Annotated in this window: 11 protein-coding genes, 1 tRNA gene, 2 rRNA genes and 1 pseudogene (1 of these 15 running past the window's edge); 5 read left to right on the top strand and 10 right to left on the bottom strand. The window is 36.7% G+C overall.

Annotated elements, in window-relative coordinates:
- Positions 1–16: 16 nt before the first annotated feature.
- Positions 17–334: a hypothetical protein gene (locus AC3QLY_RS05040; protein WP_074418962.1), complete on the bottom strand. Its 318-nt coding sequence runs from the start codon at positions 332–334 to the stop codon at positions 17–19.
- A gap of 476 nt (positions 335–810) precedes the next feature.
- Between AC3QLY_RS05040 and AC3QLY_RS05035 the strand changes: the two genes are divergently transcribed.
- The 3 genes from AC3QLY_RS05035 to AC3QLY_RS05025 are packed head-to-tail and all read left to right on the top strand — an operon-like array spanning position 811 to position 2,305.
- Positions 811–1,398 (top strand): precorrin-2 dehydrogenase/sirohydrochlorin ferrochelatase family protein, encoded by a 588-nt coding sequence (locus AC3QLY_RS05035; RefSeq protein WP_492990818.1) that lies wholly within the window; start codon positions 811–813, stop codon positions 1,396–1,398.
- A 3-nt stretch (positions 1,399–1,401) separates the two neighbouring features.
- Complete coding sequence (locus tag AC3QLY_RS05030; protein WP_074417854.1) at positions 1,402–1,680, top strand: SelT/SelW/SelH family protein; 279 nt, start codon at positions 1,402–1,404, stop codon at positions 1,678–1,680.
- Positions 1,681–1,714: 34 nt separating this feature from the next.
- On the top strand, positions 1,715–2,305 hold the full coding sequence (locus AC3QLY_RS05025; protein ID WP_492990815.1) for a molybdenum cofactor guanylyltransferase: 591 nt from the start codon (positions 1,715–1,717) through the stop codon (positions 2,303–2,305).
- Here the strand turns inward: AC3QLY_RS05025 and AC3QLY_RS05020 are convergent.
- From AC3QLY_RS05020 to nirB, 6 genes are all read right to left on the bottom strand, one after another.
- Positions 2,291–3,784, bottom strand: coding sequence for a rubredoxin (locus tag AC3QLY_RS05020; RefSeq protein ID WP_074418967.1), 1,494 nt, complete (start codon positions 3,782–3,784; stop codon positions 2,291–2,293). The two genes, AC3QLY_RS05025 and AC3QLY_RS05020, sit on opposite strands and share 15 nt — an antisense overlap.
- Positions 3,785–3,793: 9 nt before the next feature.
- Entirely contained in the window at positions 3,794–7,849 is a 4,056-nt protein-coding gene (locus AC3QLY_RS05015; protein ID WP_492990813.1) for a nitrate reductase associated protein, read from the bottom strand.
- 109 nt (positions 7,850–7,958) lie between these two features.
- Positions 7,959–9,266: a NarK family nitrate/nitrite MFS transporter gene (locus AC3QLY_RS05010; RefSeq protein WP_074418968.1), complete on the bottom strand. Its 1,308-nt coding sequence runs from the start codon at positions 9,264–9,266 to the stop codon at positions 7,959–7,961.
- 58 nt (positions 9,267–9,324) lie between these two features.
- A complete protein-coding gene (locus AC3QLY_RS05005; RefSeq protein ID WP_288096658.1) occupies positions 9,325–10,683 on the bottom strand; it encodes an alginate export family protein in 1,359 nt (452 codons plus the stop codon).
- A 103-nt stretch (positions 10,684–10,786) separates the two neighbouring features.
- Positions 10,787–11,185, bottom strand: a complete 399-nt coding sequence (gene nirD / locus AC3QLY_RS05000) for a nitrite reductase small subunit NirD (protein WP_074418969.1) — start codon at positions 11,183–11,185, stop codon at positions 10,787–10,789.
- Between the two features lie 20 nt (positions 11,186–11,205).
- Positions 11,206–13,707, bottom strand: a complete 2,502-nt coding sequence (nirB, locus tag AC3QLY_RS04995) for a nitrite reductase large subunit NirB (protein WP_074418970.1) — start codon at positions 13,705–13,707, stop codon at positions 11,206–11,208.
- 206 nt (positions 13,708–13,913) lie between these two features.
- On the opposite strand from nirB, the gene cobA reads away from it, so the two are divergent.
- Positions 13,914–14,711, top strand: a complete 798-nt coding sequence (gene cobA, locus AC3QLY_RS04990; RefSeq protein WP_074417861.1) for a uroporphyrinogen-III C-methyltransferase — start codon at positions 13,914–13,916, stop codon at positions 14,709–14,711.
- A gap of 307 nt (positions 14,712–15,018) precedes the next feature.
- Positions 15,019–15,201: pseudogene (locus tag AC3QLY_RS04985) on the top strand (transposase); the annotation flags it as partial.
- Between the two features lie 119 nt (positions 15,202–15,320).
- Here AC3QLY_RS04985 and rrf read toward each other — a convergent pair.
- From rrf to AC3QLY_RS04970, 3 genes are all read right to left on the bottom strand, one after another.
- A 5S ribosomal RNA gene (gene rrf / locus AC3QLY_RS04980) occupies positions 15,321–15,434 on the bottom strand.
- 48 nt (positions 15,435–15,482) lie between these two features.
- Positions 15,483–18,285 (bottom strand): 23S ribosomal RNA (locus AC3QLY_RS04975).
- 268 nt (positions 18,286–18,553) lie between these two features.
- Positions 18,554–18,564, bottom strand: a tRNA-Ala gene (locus AC3QLY_RS04970); it runs 63 nt beyond the window's last position.

Below are 18,564 nucleotides of genomic sequence, written 5' to 3'. Positions count from 1 at the left end.
AAAACAGGCACTGTTACTAAAATATTTTCTGCACTCTTATTACCGGATAAGGTGTCATACCTTTAGCATCGAACCATAAAATTTTATTCATTACGGCATCATTGCCGCCATCAACAGCTACAAATACTTTTTCAAATAAACGAATGTATTGTTTGGCTAAACCGGTTAATTGTGACGTGGGTTTATTGCGTTCATCTAACGGTATATTATTGGGAATATAGGCATATTGATATATATGTTTCTCGATTATAAAACAATCAAATATGGGCAAGGCCGTGGCATCTATTACATTCATGGGCGGTAAACCCAATATTTGCTCTATGGTACGCAACATAGAGGCTTGATTGTATTGAGTATGAATGATTTTTCCAATAAATAATTATGAATTAAAAATAATTATTTTTTTATAGCTATCTAATTATAAATGTTTTATGTTGAATAAGCATGGCCAAATAGTACACTGTTTTTTGTAGCAACAAAAATGTTTAAAAATAGCGTTTAGAAACCAATAAAACGGTATTTATGGCCGGCAATAATTTTGTGTATCAATTTACCTTGGTAACGACTAAAAAAAACCTATGCAACTTAAAAAAGAGAAACGGCTGCCCGTATAGGGGGCTCTAACGGGTTTTGTTGTTTGCTCAACTTTTCTAACCGTATTTGCTCGTTAATTAATCCGCTTGCTTTTGACTTGGTAACTGTTTTTATAACAGACAACTTTTTATAATAAAATATTACTTCGTATCTTAGGTTTTTAGAGATGAGCTTAATTTTATTCTGATTCTCTTGTATCATTTTAATGACAATTTGATGAACCATCTTTTCCCTGTATTTCTTAAATTAGAAGAACTTCATACACTGATTGTTGGAGGTGGCAATGTGGGACTTGAAAAAATTACAGCGGTGCTGTCTAATTCACCAAACGCAAGAGTAACATTAATTGCTCCTGAAATCAGGAATGAAATTAAACAGTTAACTGAAAATAACTCATTAGTAAGCCTTATATATCGAAAATTTATGGTTAAAGATTTGAAGGATAAGGATATTGTGATTATTGCTACCGAAAATCAATCTGAAAATAAACGTATACGCGATTTAGCGAAGCGGAAAAGGTTATTGTGCAACGTAGCAGATACCCCTGATATTTGTGATTTCTATCTCTCATCAGTGGTGCAAAAACAAAACCTTAAAATAGCTATCTCTACAAACGGTGTTTCACCAACAATGGCAAAGCGAATTAAAGAAATATTACACAATAGCCTTCCTGATGATATTGAAACAACATTGAATAATCTGCAACAGATTAGAAAATATTTAACCGGTGATTTTTCTGAAAAAGTTGCACAATTGAATAAGTTAACAGAAACTTTGATAAAACAAAATAAAAAAGTAAAATAGAACATGAAGCCAGTTATCACAATTGAATATTGCCCTAAGTGTGGCTGGTTGCTACGGGCTGCTTATATGGCACAAGAAATATTAATCAGTTTTTCAGACGATATAAAAGCTGTTTCGTTGCAACCCAGTGAGCAGCCAGGTGCTTATTACATTTATATTAATGATGATATAGTATTTAACAGAAAAGAATATGGAGGATTTCCTGAAATAAAAATTATTAAAAGAATTATCAGGAATATTGTGAATCCGGAAAAAAATTTAGGACATATAGATATGAATTAATAATTAATATTTATAAATAACAAAATTTAGACTAATGAATGGCGTTATTTTATGTGGTGGACAAAGCACTCGTATGGGGAATGATAAAGGAATGATTTCAATAGATGATCGTACATGGGTTCAGGCCGCTTCTGAAAAGTTATCGCTACTTGGTATTCCTGTACTTATTTCAGTGAACAAATCGCAGCAAGAAAAATATAAAATATATTTTTCATCTGAAAGGCTTATTACCGACAATAATTCTTTATTAGTCAAAGGCCCGCTTTTAGGACTGTTAAGCGTTCATTTGCAAAGACCTTCAGATGATTTTTTTGTATTTGCCTGCGATATGCCTTTTATGGAGCTTTCATTAATCAAAAATCTATATTGTCAATATCAACAAAACAGTACAAATACATTTGATGCATATATCTATACAATTGAGGGTGAAGCTGAACCCTTATGCGGAATTTATACTGCAAAGGCATTGGAGTTCGTAATGCAAATGTATTACACCGGGCAACTATTAAAACATAGTATGAAATTTATACTAGAACATTTAAGTGTTTATAAAATACCTGTATCTGCTGATAAAAAAATATGTTTTCGAAATATGAATGCTCATGCAGATTTAAATGGCTTGTAATCCCAATGAAGCCTTACTCACTAATACAAAATTTTCTTTTGTTGCATCACATACCGTACATTTATAAGCACTGTCTAATTGGTTAAATAAAGTGCCTGGAGCTATTTTATTTTCTGGTTCTCCAATTTCTTCATCGTACACTGTTAAACATTTCCGGCACTGGTAAACCATAGTTGGTATTGATAAATTTGATTCAAAATATTCTTCTTTTATAGCGGTTTCTTTTAATAAATCATTTTTACAGAAATTTTCATAATAATATTTACATAATGAAATAAGATAAGTGGCCAAATGTTCTTTACTTACATTGTTTCTGAATACAATCAATTCATTTGAGTTTGGATTGAAACCTGAACTATATAAAATATCAAACTTGCTTGAAGGTTTTAATGTATCTCTTATTACATTATATTGTTTTTTAATAATTATAGAGCCAAACACACCTGACTTTGGTTGAGTTTTTACTGCAATGCATAATCCATAGGTACGAACATCATCTTTATCTAATTGCCTAATGATATGCTGTTTGATACTAAGACCTTCTTCGTTGGTATCTTCTACCTGCCAGTTCAATTCATTGGAGGCATGTCGAACATTAATTCGATGCCTGTTCAAAATAAAACTCCACAAATGTCTATGCTTTTCATCAATATTTTTTATAATCAAAGATTTCCATGGTGTTGTATATAACTGTCCTATCTTGGTTTCCAGGCATAGTTTACAAATATCTTTTAGGAACGAAACTTTAAATAATTCGTTGCGCTGATATAGTCCTAACCAGGATTTAGTACCATAATTATTAAATCCTTCATAATAAGGAAGTTTAAATTCTGGCAGAAACAGGTTTTCTTCCACTGGTTTTGATATAATACTGATGCTTGAATGAACTTGTTCGTAAATAATGTCGCCATAAGCAAGGTTGTTATCATAATATAGTTCAGGATTTTCAAAAATAATTTTTTCAATAAATTTAGATAAACGTGGAATTTCGTTGGTATATATTAAATCTTTCCATTGATAAATTATATTTGTTTTTGGGAATCGAATATACAAATACCAAAAATGAATATTTTTTGAGGCAATCCAGTTAATATTACCTGTAAAAAAAGGAGTAAACGTTTGGTTGTTATCAGCGATGTTTATTTTGATTGCAGGTCTGTAATCAAACAGATCAAAAATATCTTTATATACTCCTTCCTTTACCCATGAATCTCTGATAAATATTTCTTCAGCAGGATATGAACTGAGGATGTTGGGATAAGAATCTATTTTATTTTCATATTGAATGTTATGTAAATTTAATGATGCCACTACTTTCTCATATTCTTTGTGCGATACATCAATCAGTAATTGCTGCCTCAAACCAAAACGAACATTATCAATTCCGGCAACCTCTAAAGCTTCTAAAATATTATGCAGATATCCCGGCGAGATAATCCCTCCTGTGAAATTAATTTTAAATTTAAATGCATGTCTCATATAATTTCTTTAGGATAATTTGAATTCTTTTATTGCTTTTATAAAATTTTTATTCTCATGTCCTGGTCTGCACAATTTTAGTAAGGCAAAACGTTGTAAATCGCTCAAATTTTTCCATTGATTAAGATTAATTGGTAAGTTGAATTCACTGGCTTTTGTTAAAAATTTTTCTGGAATTTTTTCTATATTTGACCATTCAGGGTCATCTTCAATTTGCAAATTTGTTGGGTCTAAACCGGTGTATTTTTTTATAATAATTTTTGTATAATTATAATATTTTTTTTTCTCTTTTTTAGTTGTAATATTGATTGATGCCAGTTTTTTCTTTTCGTTTAAACTCATCATTGCCCATTCTTTTAATTTTAATTTTATTCCTACTTCATCCATTTTAAATCTTACAATCATTGGAATACAACGAACATTTTCCTCAACAAAATCTTCTTCAAATTGAAAATATTCTATTTTTTTTGTATGTTTAAAAAAATAATGTAACTTATTTAAGTTAATATGTTTTTTTATTTTCATCACTTTTCGATTTGTAATTAAATCTATACAGTCATTATTTTTTTTTTCTTCTGTTAAATTCATACATTCTGACATTTTTTTCTCTAAAATGGTCTGTACTTCAGGCCTGCAGCTGCCGCAACCCATACCCGCACCGCTGGACTCGCATAATGATTTTAAATCATTATATCCCTGTTTAATTTTGTTAATAATATTACCTTCACCGATGTTGCCGCAACTGCAAATCAATTTACCCAGTAGCGGCTCTGTTTTATTGCCTGAACGCAATAATAACAGACGTTTTTCTGAAAGCTCTGTTTTGTTCTCGATTAGATCTTTAAAATCAAGGAACTCAGTTTTATCTCCGATTAAGATTGCCCCTATTAATCGGTCATTGTGAATGAGGCATTTTTTATAATAGCGTTTGGCCTTATCTATAAAAACTACCTCTTCATACTCTTTATTGTCAGGAGATTCAATAGTGCCTATGGAAACAAAATCTGTTCCACGCATCTTTAAAATATTCATAAATATTGAGCCTTCATAATATTTTGAAATATCGCCTGAAATATATCGTGCTGCTATGTCAGCCTGTTGTTCTGCTGCAACTGTAATCCCATACAAAAATCCTTTAAACTCTGCAATTTCCCCTACTGAAAAAATATTTGGATCACTGGTTTGCAAATATTCATTTACTATCACGCCTCGTTTACAATTCAACCCGCAATCTTTTGCAAGTTTAATATTCGGTACTGTACCTATAGCAATTATAATTGCCTGGCAATCAATTATTGCACCACTTTTTAATTTGATTCCTTCAACAGAATTATTGCCAATTAAGCGCTCAATTTCATCATTATAATAAATTTCTATATTTTTACTATACAACTCTTCGTGCAATAGTTGACTACCCAGCTGGTCTAATTGCTTGTCCATTAATCTTGAATTACGATGAACAATGGTTACATTCAAGTTTACTTCACGAAGCGAAGCTGCTAATTCTATTCCTAATATACCACCACCAATTATAATTACTTTTCCTTTGGCAGGGTCAATATGATTTTTAAAACTATCCGCATCGTTTCTGTTCCTCATAGTGAATATGCCTTTCAATGGAGGTACATCCCGGAGCTTAGCAGCCCGGCTACCGGTTGCTATCACCAATTTATTATAGTGATGTATTTCCCCATTGCTATCAGTTACTGTTTGATTTAATCTGTCAATTTGCTCAATACTTGTACCTCTGTGTAATTTAATGTTTAATTGATCTTCATCATCATCTGTCATTTTTACTAAGTGTTGCCAGTTTTGCCAACCACTAATGTAATCTGGCAGCATAACCCGATTATAAAAAGGAAAGGCTTCTTTGCTAAAAACAATAATTTCGTCTGCTTTATTTCGATCACGATAACTCTTTATGAACCCAAACGCGCCTGCTCCTGCACCTATTATAATAATTTTTTCTTTTGCTTTTTTATATCCCTGTATCTGAACGGCAGTATATTTAAAATCAGGTTCTTTTGATTTTGGGTCAACTAAATTATTAGTAAGGTTGTTTGCCCTGTTTAGATCGCTTTTTAAAATTTTTCCCCAATGCATTGGTAAAAAAACGACTCCTTGTTTTATGTTTGATGATATTCTTGCTTTCACCCGCACTTGTCCGTTTTTACTGTTAATTTCTACCAAATCATTTTCTTTGATATTTCTTTGAGATGCATCATCAGGATGTATTTCTAAAAATGATTCAGGAATGTGAAGTTTGAGTTTATTTACTTTTCCTGTTTTACTCATGGTATGCCATTGATCTCTGATACGCCCGGTAGTAAGTATTAAAGGAAAAATTTCATCCGGCTTCTCCAGTTCAATATGATCATTAATGGTATGTATAATTGCCCTTTTAGAAGGTGTATCAAACTGATGGTTTGTAAACAATCGTTTAGTACCACTCCCTTTTTCACCAGAGGGGTAGGGCCATTGTACCCCATTTTGTATTTTTAATATATTATAACTTAAACCACTAATGTCAATTTTTGTATTTTTAGTAAGTGCACAATGCTCATCAAAAATTTCTGATGATGTTTTATAGTTAAACTGTTTATAACCCATTTTTTGCGCAAACCTGCAAATAATTTCAGCATCTGGTAAGGCTTCTCCCGGGGCATCTACAATTTTGTTCAAGTAAGAAATTCGTCTTTCAGAGTTGGTCATTGTTCCTTCTTTTTCAGCCCATGTGGCTGCAGGAAGCACAATATCTGCATATAGTAAAGTTTCCGGTTTATTAGACGCTTCCTGAACTACAACGAATTTTGCTTTTTTTAGTGTATCTTCTGCCAATCGAACATTAGGCAGGCTAACCAATGGATTGGTGGATACAATCCATATTGCCTTCAGTCTGCCATCGTTTAATGCTTCGAACATTTCCGTTGCTGTGTACCCGGGTTTAGGAGATATTTGCTTTCCTTTCCAAAAATTCTGTACATAAATTCTGTGTGCTGCATTGGCTAAATCCCGGTGTGCGGGTAACAGATTGGCCATGCCACCAACTTCCCTTCCTCCCATTGCATTAGGTTGGCCGGTTAGCGAAAATGGTCCGGAACCCGGCTTCCCAATATGGCCTGTAATAAGATTAAGGTTAATTAGACTTAGGTTTTTGTTAACCCCAATAACGCTTTGGTTCAGTCCCATCGCCCACATTGAAATAAATCCTTTTGCATTACCAATAAATGAAGCTGCCAAATAAATTTCTTTTTCTTCCAGACCACAGATAATTGCAGCTTCAGCAATTGTTCTTTGCATTACGTTATTTCGGTATTGTTCAAAACCCTCCGTACTACATTCTATAAAATTGATATCGATATCTCCTTGTTCAATTAAAGCCCTACCTATGGCATGATGCAATACTACATCTGTTCCGGGATTTAATTGCAGGTATAAACTTGCTTTAGTTGCAGTTTGAGTTTTTCTCGGATCACTAACAATAATTTTCAAATTAGGATTTGTTTCAAGAGCTGCCTCGATTCTTCGCCATAAGATAGGATGACACCATGCAGGATTTGCACCGGCAATAAAAATACAATCAGCAATTTCAATATCATCATAACTAACAGGCATACTGTCTTGCCCCAAACTCATTTTATACCCGGTTACTGCACTACTCATGCACAACCTGGAATTGGTATCAATATTATTGCTGCCAATAAATCCTTTCATCAATTTATTGATTACATAATATTCTTCTGTGAGGCATTGTCCGGAGGCATAAAAAGCAACTGAGTCCGGTCCATATTTTTCAATAATTGATGTAAAAACTGCGGCGGCCCTGTTTAAGGCCTGCTCCCACGATACTCGCTGTCGTAATTGGTTTTTATTATACCGCATTTCAGGATATAAAAGTCTGTCACTCTGATCCATTACTGTATAATGCAGATTCATACCTTTACTGCAAAGCATACCTTTGTTCACCGGATGTTCTTTATCGCCTTCAACAATTATGTTTCCATGTTGGTCATTATTTATTACAATACCACACCCCACGCCACAATAGCAACATGTTGTTTTCATTGCTGACTTATTCAATAAGCTATAATTTGTTTTTATGTCTTTTTGTTCAGGCATGAATTGTCCTTATTTCTTTCTGTTTTTTTTAACTTGCCTTGTTTATAATACAATTTTATGCTATAGCTAATTCTGTATTTGGATGAATAGATTCAGACTTTACCACCGTATAAAAACGAGTTATAAAAACTACAACTGCAACTGTAATTACCATATATCCGATATAGGTAAAAGCCTGTACATAAGAAATATTCGTTGATTTAAATAAAAATCCAAATAACATACCTCCTACATTGCCTCCGGCTCCAACAATACCACTAATAAGTCCTACATTTTTTTCATTGACAAAAGGAACAATACCATAGGTTGCACCATTTGCCATTTTTAGGAATAATGCAAATGAAAGCATGGAAATAATTGCAAAAAATAAAGTGCCTGCATGCGCAAAAATGATAATGCCTATACCCTCCAGCAAAAGCATCATGGCTAAAAGCCACCCTTTCCCTTTCATTCCGAACTTTTTTCCTATTTTATCAGACGCAACTCCTCCCAGCGCACGGGCAAACAAATTCATAAAGCCAAAGATACCTGCCCAAAAACCGGCAGAAGATTGTGATAATTTAAATGTATCAACAAAGTGCAGGGAAGCCACATTGTCGAAAGTTATTTCCATACCAAAGCTCATAGCATAAGCCAATGCAAGTGTCCATATCCGCCAATCTCGAATCACTGACCAATCTGTTTTTTTTCTCGAATTTTTAGCTTTGTTGAGTTCAGAAAAATTTCCTTCCGGAGTGTCTTTAGTATATCGGTAATAGAGTATGGCTACTAACAGCATCATGGTTCCCGGAATTATCATGGCATATCGCCATGCTTCATGTTTTGTAAAACCAGCAGCAACTATTGCAGCAAAAATCAGAGGCATTAACATATTTGTTACCCCACCTCCTAAATTTCCCCATCCTCCCGCTATAGCATTAGCGGTACCTTTGATGTTACCAGCGAACATAAGGGAAGTATGGAATTGGGTAATTACAAACGAAGCGCCTATTATCCCGATTGCTGCTCTAAATAATAAAAAACTGGTATAATCTTTTGATAAACCAACAAGGAAAACCGGTATGGATCCAAATATGAGTAAAAAGACAGCTGTTAATCGGGGGCCCCATATATCGCATAATTTTCCTATAATTAATCGGGCAATGATAGTAGAAGAGACAGAAATAATAACCAGATTGCCAATCTGTGATTTTGTAAGGTGCAGGTCAGTACGAATGGTTGGCATTAAAGGTGCAAGACCGAACCAGCCAAAGAAACAAACAAAGAACATTAGCCAGGTAATGTGAAAACTGCGCATTTGAACACCCCTGATACTGAATATATTTAATCGATTAAGTGGTTTTGTATTTGGAGAAACTTGCATAATAAATAATATTTTAGTTGCTTAAAATAGATAATAGTAATTAGGAAGCGTTGGGTTTTTATTTGAAAAAGAATTCAGGTTTTATATCTAACATAAGATAAGCCCAGTTTGCTCCTGATCTGGCATTTGCTATATTTTTTACATTAGGTGAGGTAAGTAAAGCCGTGCTAAAATAATGAGAATAACCTGACTCTATATTAACTTGTTTTGTAATACTATAAGAACCTACAAAGTCAAGCTCAGTGCCCAATCCCTTTTTATTACTACTCAGGTTATTAGGGTTAACAATACTCGTTGCACTTGAGAATGAATGTAAATCTGCTGTAATCCAAAACTTTTCTGAGGGCGTGTATTTAGTTTTTAAATAAACATCAACCAATCCACCTTTACCAAATGGACTTGCTGCATAATAATAATCCATGAGACCCCAGAATTTATGGGGGGTTCCATACAAAGGATCAAAAGTATTGCTTGTATTACCGCTTTTACCACCGGATGTATAATCAATTCCAATTCCAGTGTTAATCTTTTTATTAAAAATATATTTTGCAAAACCACTGAGTAAATAAGAACTCAATGGTTGGCCTGTTGCATTTTTACCAAATTGATAATAGGTAGAAGCAGTTACAGCAACACTATTTAAAAAGAGGTCATTAAAATAGAGGCCGGTAGTGGCTCTTCCCCATACACCAGTTTGGAATATTTTTGTTGCATTACTATCTGTAGTGTACTTATTGAATTGGTCTGTAAAAAACAGGAACGAAACATTTCCATTTGCCAATTTTTTACCTATGTATAAGAATTCCATACTTTTATACATGCTGCCGCCATTGGTGTTAGCAGCATAATTACCCGGCGGGGTGCTGTAGTAAATTGTACCTGAAGAATTTGAAGTATTTTGATTAAATGCACCAGCTAAATGTATCATCCATTGGTATGTTTCATATTTCAAAACAGCAGCGTCATGTGTTCTGGCCTGTTGAAGCCAATCGAGATTTCCAATGAGGCGTTGGTCATCATACACTAATTCCTGTCTGCCTATCTTTAAGCTTAGTGCTTTGTTTTTTAGGGTAGTGTCAGTAAGTAGTATTTCAGCCCATGCTTCATGCAGCATTAATCCATTGTTGTTTTGTGTGGTCGTTTGGTTAATTGTTGATACATCCTGCCCCCATAGCCTAACATCCTGTAAAGACAACCCAAATTTTAACCGATAAGATTTAAAACCGGCAATAAGTCGTGTGCGTTGCGAAATGAAGAAAGCAGGAGCTAAACCATTAGACAAAGGCGCACCCTGACCATCTCTGAACTCAGATCTTGGCCTTATTTGACCAGAAAGCGAAAATTGGGCTTGTAATGGTAAGAAATCAAACAAAAAGATTATACCAAAAATTCCCACAGCAATTAATTTTTTTTTCATGTAAATTCGTTTGGTTTTAAGTGAACGTATTTATTTAAAACATAGAGCCTGGGCAGGGTGCAATCTACCAGGCTTTATATTTTGAATGCTTTCATATAATATTTTACTTGTGTTTATTGATGAAACCTATGTATACAAAATCGTTTTCCAGTTTAACAGGGAAAGTTCTAATATTACAATCTTCGCTTTGGTTCATACTACGCCCATCAATCAGCGAAAATGTTTTTTTATGAAAAGGACAAGCCACTTTTGGTTCATCGTTTTGAGTTCCAATTATTCCTCTGCTTAATGCCATTTGGTGTTTGTGTGGGCATAGATTTTGTGTTGCATACCATTCACCACGTCTGCTGAAATGGAACAATGCAATTTGTTCATTTTCATATTTAACACATACACCGCCATTTAAAGGGACGTCATTTTTATGACAAGCGGGTAGCCATATAACACTATTTTCCTCCAGCTCTGTTTGAGGATGTGAAATTTCTGTAGTTGTTACATTCATATTTTAATATTTATTTGTTTTTAATATTTCCAATTTGCTGCTTTTTTCTGCTCTCTCAAATTTTCGAATTGAACAGTAGGATCTTTTTCAGAAGGTGCATTCACGAAATGCGAGAAGCGTTTACGCAATTCAGGTGATTCGACCACCTCTTTCCATTCGCATTTATAGCTGTTGATCAGTACGCTCATTTCTTGCTCTAATTGCTGATTAATACCAAGACTATCATTAATTATTACATTACGTAAATAATCAATTCCACCTTCCATTTTATTAAGCCAGGTTGCAGTTCGTGTTAATGGATCAGCTGTTTTTATATAAAACATAAGAAACCTGTCAAGATATTTTATGCATGTTTCTTTATCAATGTCAGTTGCAAGGAGTAATGCATGCTGGGGTTTAGAGCCGCCATTGCCACAAATAAATAGATTCCAGCCTTTTTCTGTAGCAATAATGCCAAAATCTTTTGATTGTGCTTCAGCACATTCACGGATACAGCCGCTTACACCACCTTTCAGTTTATGCGGTGAACGTAATCCACGATACCTTTCTTCAATTTCAATTGCAAAACTTACACTGTCATGCAGGCCAAATCTGCACCAAGTTGAACCAACGCAGCTTTTTACTGTTCGAAGTGCTTTCCCATATGCATGACCACTTTCAAAACCCGCTTCAATCAGTTCCTTCCATATTTCTGGTAAGTCATTTAAATGGGCACCAAACATATCAATTCGCTGCCCACCCGTTATTTTTGTATAGAGATTGTATTTTTTTGCAATTTCACCAATCACAATTAATTTATCTGGTGTAATTTCTCCACCCGGAATTCTTGGCACTACTGAATAAGTACCGCCTTTTTGAATATTCGCAAGATAACGGTCGTTAGAATCCTGCGCAGTGTCATTTCCTTTTTTTAATATCATTTCATTCCATAAACTTGCTAATATTGAAGCTACAGGCGGTTTGCATAATTCGCATCCATCACCCTTACCCAAAACATCCAATACTTCGTCGAATGATTTAAGGTTTTTTAGTTTGATTAAATCATATAATTCCTGACGCGAATAATTAAAATGTTCGCATATAACATTTCGAATATACTTGCCTTGTGTTTTCATTTCATGGAGCATCAAGTCTTTTACCATTGGCATACATCCTCCACAGCCGGTACCTGCTTTTGTACATTGTTTTATTGCGTCTATTGTTTCACATCCCTGCAATACTGAATGGCATATATCTTTTTTGGTAACACTTTCGCAACTGCATATTAAAGCTTCATCTGGAAGGCCTGAAACACCTGGTCCGGCTCCAGGTTCACTTCTGCCCGGCCCTAAAAGTATATCTTGAGGATTTTTAGGCAATACAAGTTTGTTTTTTGTTGTTTGCAACAACATGTTATATGTTTCTGCCTCTCCAATTAATATACCACCTAAAAGGTATTTACCATCTGCAGTTATATTTATTTTTTTATATATACCTTTTAGGGTATCTTCATATACAAGCGAACAACAATCAGTAGATTGAATAAAAGGATCACCAAAGCTGGCAACATCAATGCCAATTAATTTTAATTTGGTGCTCATGTCATAGCCATTAAATATTTTATTACCATTGGTAAGGTATGATACTACAACATCTGCCATTTCATAACCAGGTGCAACTAAACCGTAAATCATATTGTTATATAAAGCACATTCACCAATAGCAAAGATTCGAGCGTCACTGGTTTGTAAATTATTATTCACAACAATCCCTCCACGTAAACCAATTTCAAGACCTGCCTGTTTGGCAAGTTCATCTCTTGGCTTTATTCCGGCAGAAATTACCAGCATATCCACATCAATTTTTGAATTATCTGAGAAGATCATTCCTTTTATACAATCATCGCCAATAATTTCTTTTGTATTTTTATTTGTTTGAATTTTCAAACCAATTGCTTCTAATTTTGATTGAAGAATTTTTGAACCGATATCATCAATTTGTCGTGGCATAAGTCGGGGTGCAAATTCAATTACCTGTGTATGTGCTATGCCGAGGTCAATCATTGCTTTTGCTGCTTCAAGACCAAGCAGTCCCCCGCCAATTACCGCACCATTTTTTGCCTTTTTTGCAAAATCCTTCATTAATTCCAGATCTTCTATCGTTCGATACATGAATACCCCCTTTTTTTCTATACCGGGAATGTCTGGAATAAAGGGCGATGATCCCGTAGCAATAACCAGATAATCGTAAGATCTCTTGATACCCTTATGCGAATACACGATTTGGTTTTTTCTGTCTATGTTTTTTATGGGGTCAGCTAAGTGCAGTTGGATATTATTCTCTCTGTACCAGTCAGATGGCGCTAAGTATAAATCTGCCGCAGACGTGCCGGAAAAATAATCAGTTAGATGAACGCGATCATAAGCAGGTCTTGGTTCTTCTCCGAATACTGTTAATTCAAATTGATTTTGTTTTGCTTTTTTCAGCAACTTTTCACAGAATTTATAACCAACCATACCATTGCCAATAATTATTATTTTCATTTTAAACGATTTTAGGTCATTAAAAAGGAACTTATAAAAATGGCAACAATCGTATTATTTATAATTTTATGTGATAGAATATTATCAAAGATTGATTATTTTATCAAAAAAATTATCATTTAGTAGATAAAAATAATCAAAATGATTAAATAATTAGTTATTTTTGATAAAAAATATTATATATTTTTATTTACAATGTTATTTTTATGCCTAATCCTTATTTATTATTAGTTGGAGCGGGGCCTGGAGATCCTGAACTAATTACATTAAAAGCAATCAATGCACTTAAGTCTGCAGACGTTATATTATATGATGCGCTTGCAAATGAAACATTGTTGCAATATGCAAAATCAAATACCGTCAAAAAATTTGTTGGCAAGCGATATGGATGCCATTCTCTTTCTCAACAAGAAATTAATCATCTCATTATTGAATATGCATTTTCACATGGAAAGGTAGTAAGACTTAAAGGGGGAGATCCTTTTGTTTTTGGTCGTGCACAAGAGGAGATTGATGCTGCCCGCAATGCAGGCATTCAGGTAGAGGTGATTCCAGGCATATCCAGTGCACTTGCTGTACCTGCATCACAAATGATACCACTCACGAGCCGGGGTATTAATGAAAGCTTTTGGGTAACTACCGGTACAAATAAAGCAGGAAAAATTTCGCCCGATTTAAAATTGGCTGCACAGTCAACTGCAACCGTCGTTATTTTAATGGCAATGAGTAAACTGGAAAAGATCATGCAAATTTTTTCAAGTTATGGAAAAAACGAAACTCCTGTTGCAATTATTCAAGATGGCACTACTGAAAGCGAAAAAATTATTATTGGAAAAGTAAAGGATATTTACTTAAAATCACAATATGCAGGACTTACAAATCCTTCTATAATCGTTGTTGGAGAAGTAGTAAAGTTCCATCCTTCCATAATTGCAGATTTTTTACAAAAAAATGACCTGAATTATATTTCCCCAAAAAACAAAGCTAATTTACAATGGATATAATGGGGAAAAAGAGTAGATGCTTGTTTTATTAAATGAAACAAATTAATTTGTCTTTTCCTAAAATAGGTTACTCCAAAAAGTGTAAAACATGGACAAAAAAATCATAAAAAAAGCAGGTAAATATTTTACTGAAGAAGAGAAACAGAAAACAGAAAGTCATACAGGAGTTAATTTCAACAGGTTGTACTAAAGTTGAAATTTGGGAGAAATGCACAGGCGAAGAAAAGGAGCATTGACAACTTCTTCGCTGGTTAAAACAACAGGCAGCACAACGGCTGCGAAGTGAAGAAGGAATACAAAACGCAAAAAGCGGTGTGCAGATGTGGAACCAGTATTTGCCAACTGGAAGCAGAATAAAGGCTTCCGGCGGTTCAGACTGCGTGGCAATCAAAAAGTATCCATCGAAATAGGCCTGATAGCTATGACACACAACCTTCAAAAGTTCACAAAGGGCAAAAACAAAGAAAATACTTTTAAAATGGCAGCATAAAAAGCCTGTCTTAAATAAATCTCCCTCCAAAATCATAGAAAATAAAAAATCCTGAACCCAATACCCAAAAATTAAAAGGCTGCATCAAAATCGCTTTTGATACAGCCTCTTTAGGATAAATACGGCAGCTACCTACTCTCCCAGGGACAAGGCCCAAGTACCATTGGCCATGAGGGACTTAACTTCTCTGTTCGGAATGGGAAGAGGTGAACACCCTCGGTATAACCACCATAAACTCTTCAATAAGTTAACATATTGGGAAGTGTTTTGTGTAAATAAAAAAAATAAAGCTTACGGGTAATTAGTACTACTCGACTTTGCTGTTACCAGCTGTACATCTGTAGCCTATCAACGTCATCGTCTCTGACGACCCTTAAAAGTAAACTCATCTTGTGGAAGGTTTCACGCTTAGATGCTTTCAGCGTTTATCCTGGCTGTACATAGCTACTCAGCATTGCACCTGGCGGCACAACTGATACACCAGCGGTACATGCAACCCGGTCCTCTCGTACTAAGGTCACGTCCACTCAATTTACTAACGCCCACCACAGATAGGGACCGAACTGTCTTGCGACGTTCTGAACCCAGTTCACGTGCCACTTTAATCGGCGAACAGCCGAACCCTTGGGACCTTCTCCAGCCCCAGGATGTGACGAACCGACATCGAGGTGCCAAACCTTACCGTCGATATGAGCTCTTGGGTAAGATCAGCCTGTTATCCCCGGAGTACCTTTTATCCTTTGAGCGATGGCCCTTCCATACAGAACCACCGGATCACTTTAGCCTGCTTTCGCACCTGCTCGGCTTGTCTGCCTCACAGTCAAGCACCCTTCTACTAATGCGCTCTGCGTACGATTACCAACCGTACTGAGGGTACCTTTGCGAGCCTCCGTTACTTTTTAGGAGGCGACCACCCCAGTCAAACTACCCACCATGCAATGTCTCCCGCCTCTGGCGGGATTAGGTTCTAAGCAACAAAAGGTTGGTATTTCAACGTTGACTCCATAATGCCTGGCGACACTACTTCATAGTCTCCCAACTATCCTACACATTTGTTGCTCAAAATCAATGCAAAGTTGTAGTGAAGGTTCACGGGGTCTTTCCGTCCCGTGGCGGGTAACCGGCATCTTCACCGATACTACAATTTCACCGGGCTCGTGGAGGAGACAGTGTTCAACTCATTAGACCATTCGTGCAGGTCGGAACTTACCCGACAAGGAATTTCGCTACCTTAGGACCGTTATAGTTACGGCCGCCGTTTACCGGGGCTTCAGTCAAGAGCTTCGGTTTAATCCTAACCCCCTTCCTTAACCTTCCGGCACCGGGCAGGTATCAGGCTCTATACGTCATCTTACGATTTTGCAGGGCCCTGTGTTTTTGTTAAACAGTTGGTTGAACCATTTTACTGAGACCGCTTCGCAGCGGTACGCTTTATCCCGAAGTTACAGCGTCAATTTGCCTAGTTCCTTCTCCACGGCTCACCCGAGCGCCTTAGAATACTCATCCCGTCTACCTGTGTCGGTTTGCGGTACTGGCTGCTATACTCGCTTTTCTTGGCAGCAATTTTATGGTTTCGATTCCTCCGAAGATTCCTCTCAGGCGAACATCCGTCTGTTCGCAACCACCACGTCACTGCGTCACTTTCATCGTATAGCAGGTGCGGGATTATTAACCCGCTTCCCATCAGATTCCCCTTTCGGGTGCTCCTAAGGTCCAGACTAACCCTGATCCGATTAACGTTGATCAGGAAACCTTAGACTTTCGGCGAAGGAGTTTTTCACTCCTTTTATCGTTACTTATGCCTACATTTTCTTTTGAAACCGCTCCAACATGGCTCACGCCACACCTTCAACGCTGGTTTCAATGCTCCCCTACCAATTATACTAAAAGTATAATTTTAGAACTTCGGCTCGTAGTTTGATGCCCGATTATTTTCCGTGCAAGACCTCTCGACCAGTGAGCTGTTACGCACTCTTTAAATGAATTGCTGCTTCCAAGCAAACATCCTGGCTGTTATTGAAGTCTCACCTCGTTTGTTCAACTTAACTACGTATTGGGGGCCTTAGTTGCTAATCTGGGTTATTTCCCTCTCGGCCACGGACCTTAGCGCCCGCAGCCTCACTCCCAGAGATATTTACCAGCATTCGGAGTTTGTCAGGGTTTGGTAGGCGATGAAACCCCCTAGCCCAATCAGTAGCTCTACCTCTGGTAAACTTCTATATCTGAGGCTGTTCCTAAAAACATTTCGGGGAGAACGAGCTATCTCTCAGTTTGATTGGCCTTTCACCCCTATCCACAAGTCATCCCAAAGCTTTTCAACGCTAACGGGTTCGGTCCTCCATTCCGTGTTACCGGAACTTCAACCTGCTCATGGATAGATCACAAAGTTTCGCGTCTGCCCCAACTGACTATTCGCCCTATTCGGACTCGCTTTCGCTACGGCTCCGTTACTGAAGAACTTAACCTCGCCAGTTAGGAGCAACTCGTAGGCTCATTATGCAAAAGGCACGCCGTCACTCTTGAGAGCTCCGACCGCTTGTAAGCGCACGGTTTCAGGTACTATTTCACTCCCCTATTCGGGGTACTTTTCACCTTTCCCTTACGGTACTGGTTCACTATCGGTGTCTGAGGAGTATTTAGCCTTACCAGATGGTGCTGGCTGGTTCATGCAGGATTCCTCCGGTCCCGCACTACTCAGGATACTACGCGTCCTTATCATTGTACGCCTACAGGGCTTTCACCTGCTATGGCTTATCTTTCCAGATAATTCAGCTTCTTGATAATTCCTAAATGTAGTCCTACAACCCCGCAAAAGCTCGCTCCTGCGGTTTGGGCTCTTCCCTTTTCGCTCGCCACTACTCAGGAAATCACTATTGTTTTCTTTTCCTCTCCCTACTTAGATGTTTCAGTTCAGGAGGTTGGCTCTCTTTCGAGTACTATACCTTCAGTATAGTGGGTTGTCCCATTCGGAGACCCGGGGATATTTCGCTTGTGTGCAGCTCCCCCCGGCTTTTCGCAGCTTACCACGTCCTTCTTCGCCTCTCAGACCCAAGGCATCCACCATGCGCCCTTATTCGCTTTAAAAATCTTTCCATATACTCCTTTGCATACAGGCGTATACGACTATTTACTACAATTTTACTTTCCCAATATGTCAAAGATCTTTGATAAACTCAGTTTCCCTTGCTTACCCTTCGCCGATGTGTTGGACTTGAACCAAGCGAACAGCCTTCTTTTGCTCTGTTCACATCTCTTCGCATGGCTTTTCAACCCTGCGACAGCTTCTTAAACAACTCTATCTCTCTATCTCTGTTTTTCTTCCTTCCCCTCTTCTCGCTCCCACCGTTTTCTGTGGAGGATATC

Source organism: Hydrotalea sp. GW822-HT8A01 (genome assembly GCF_058798575.1).
This window is presented reverse-complemented; position numbering and strand designations above follow the sequence as displayed.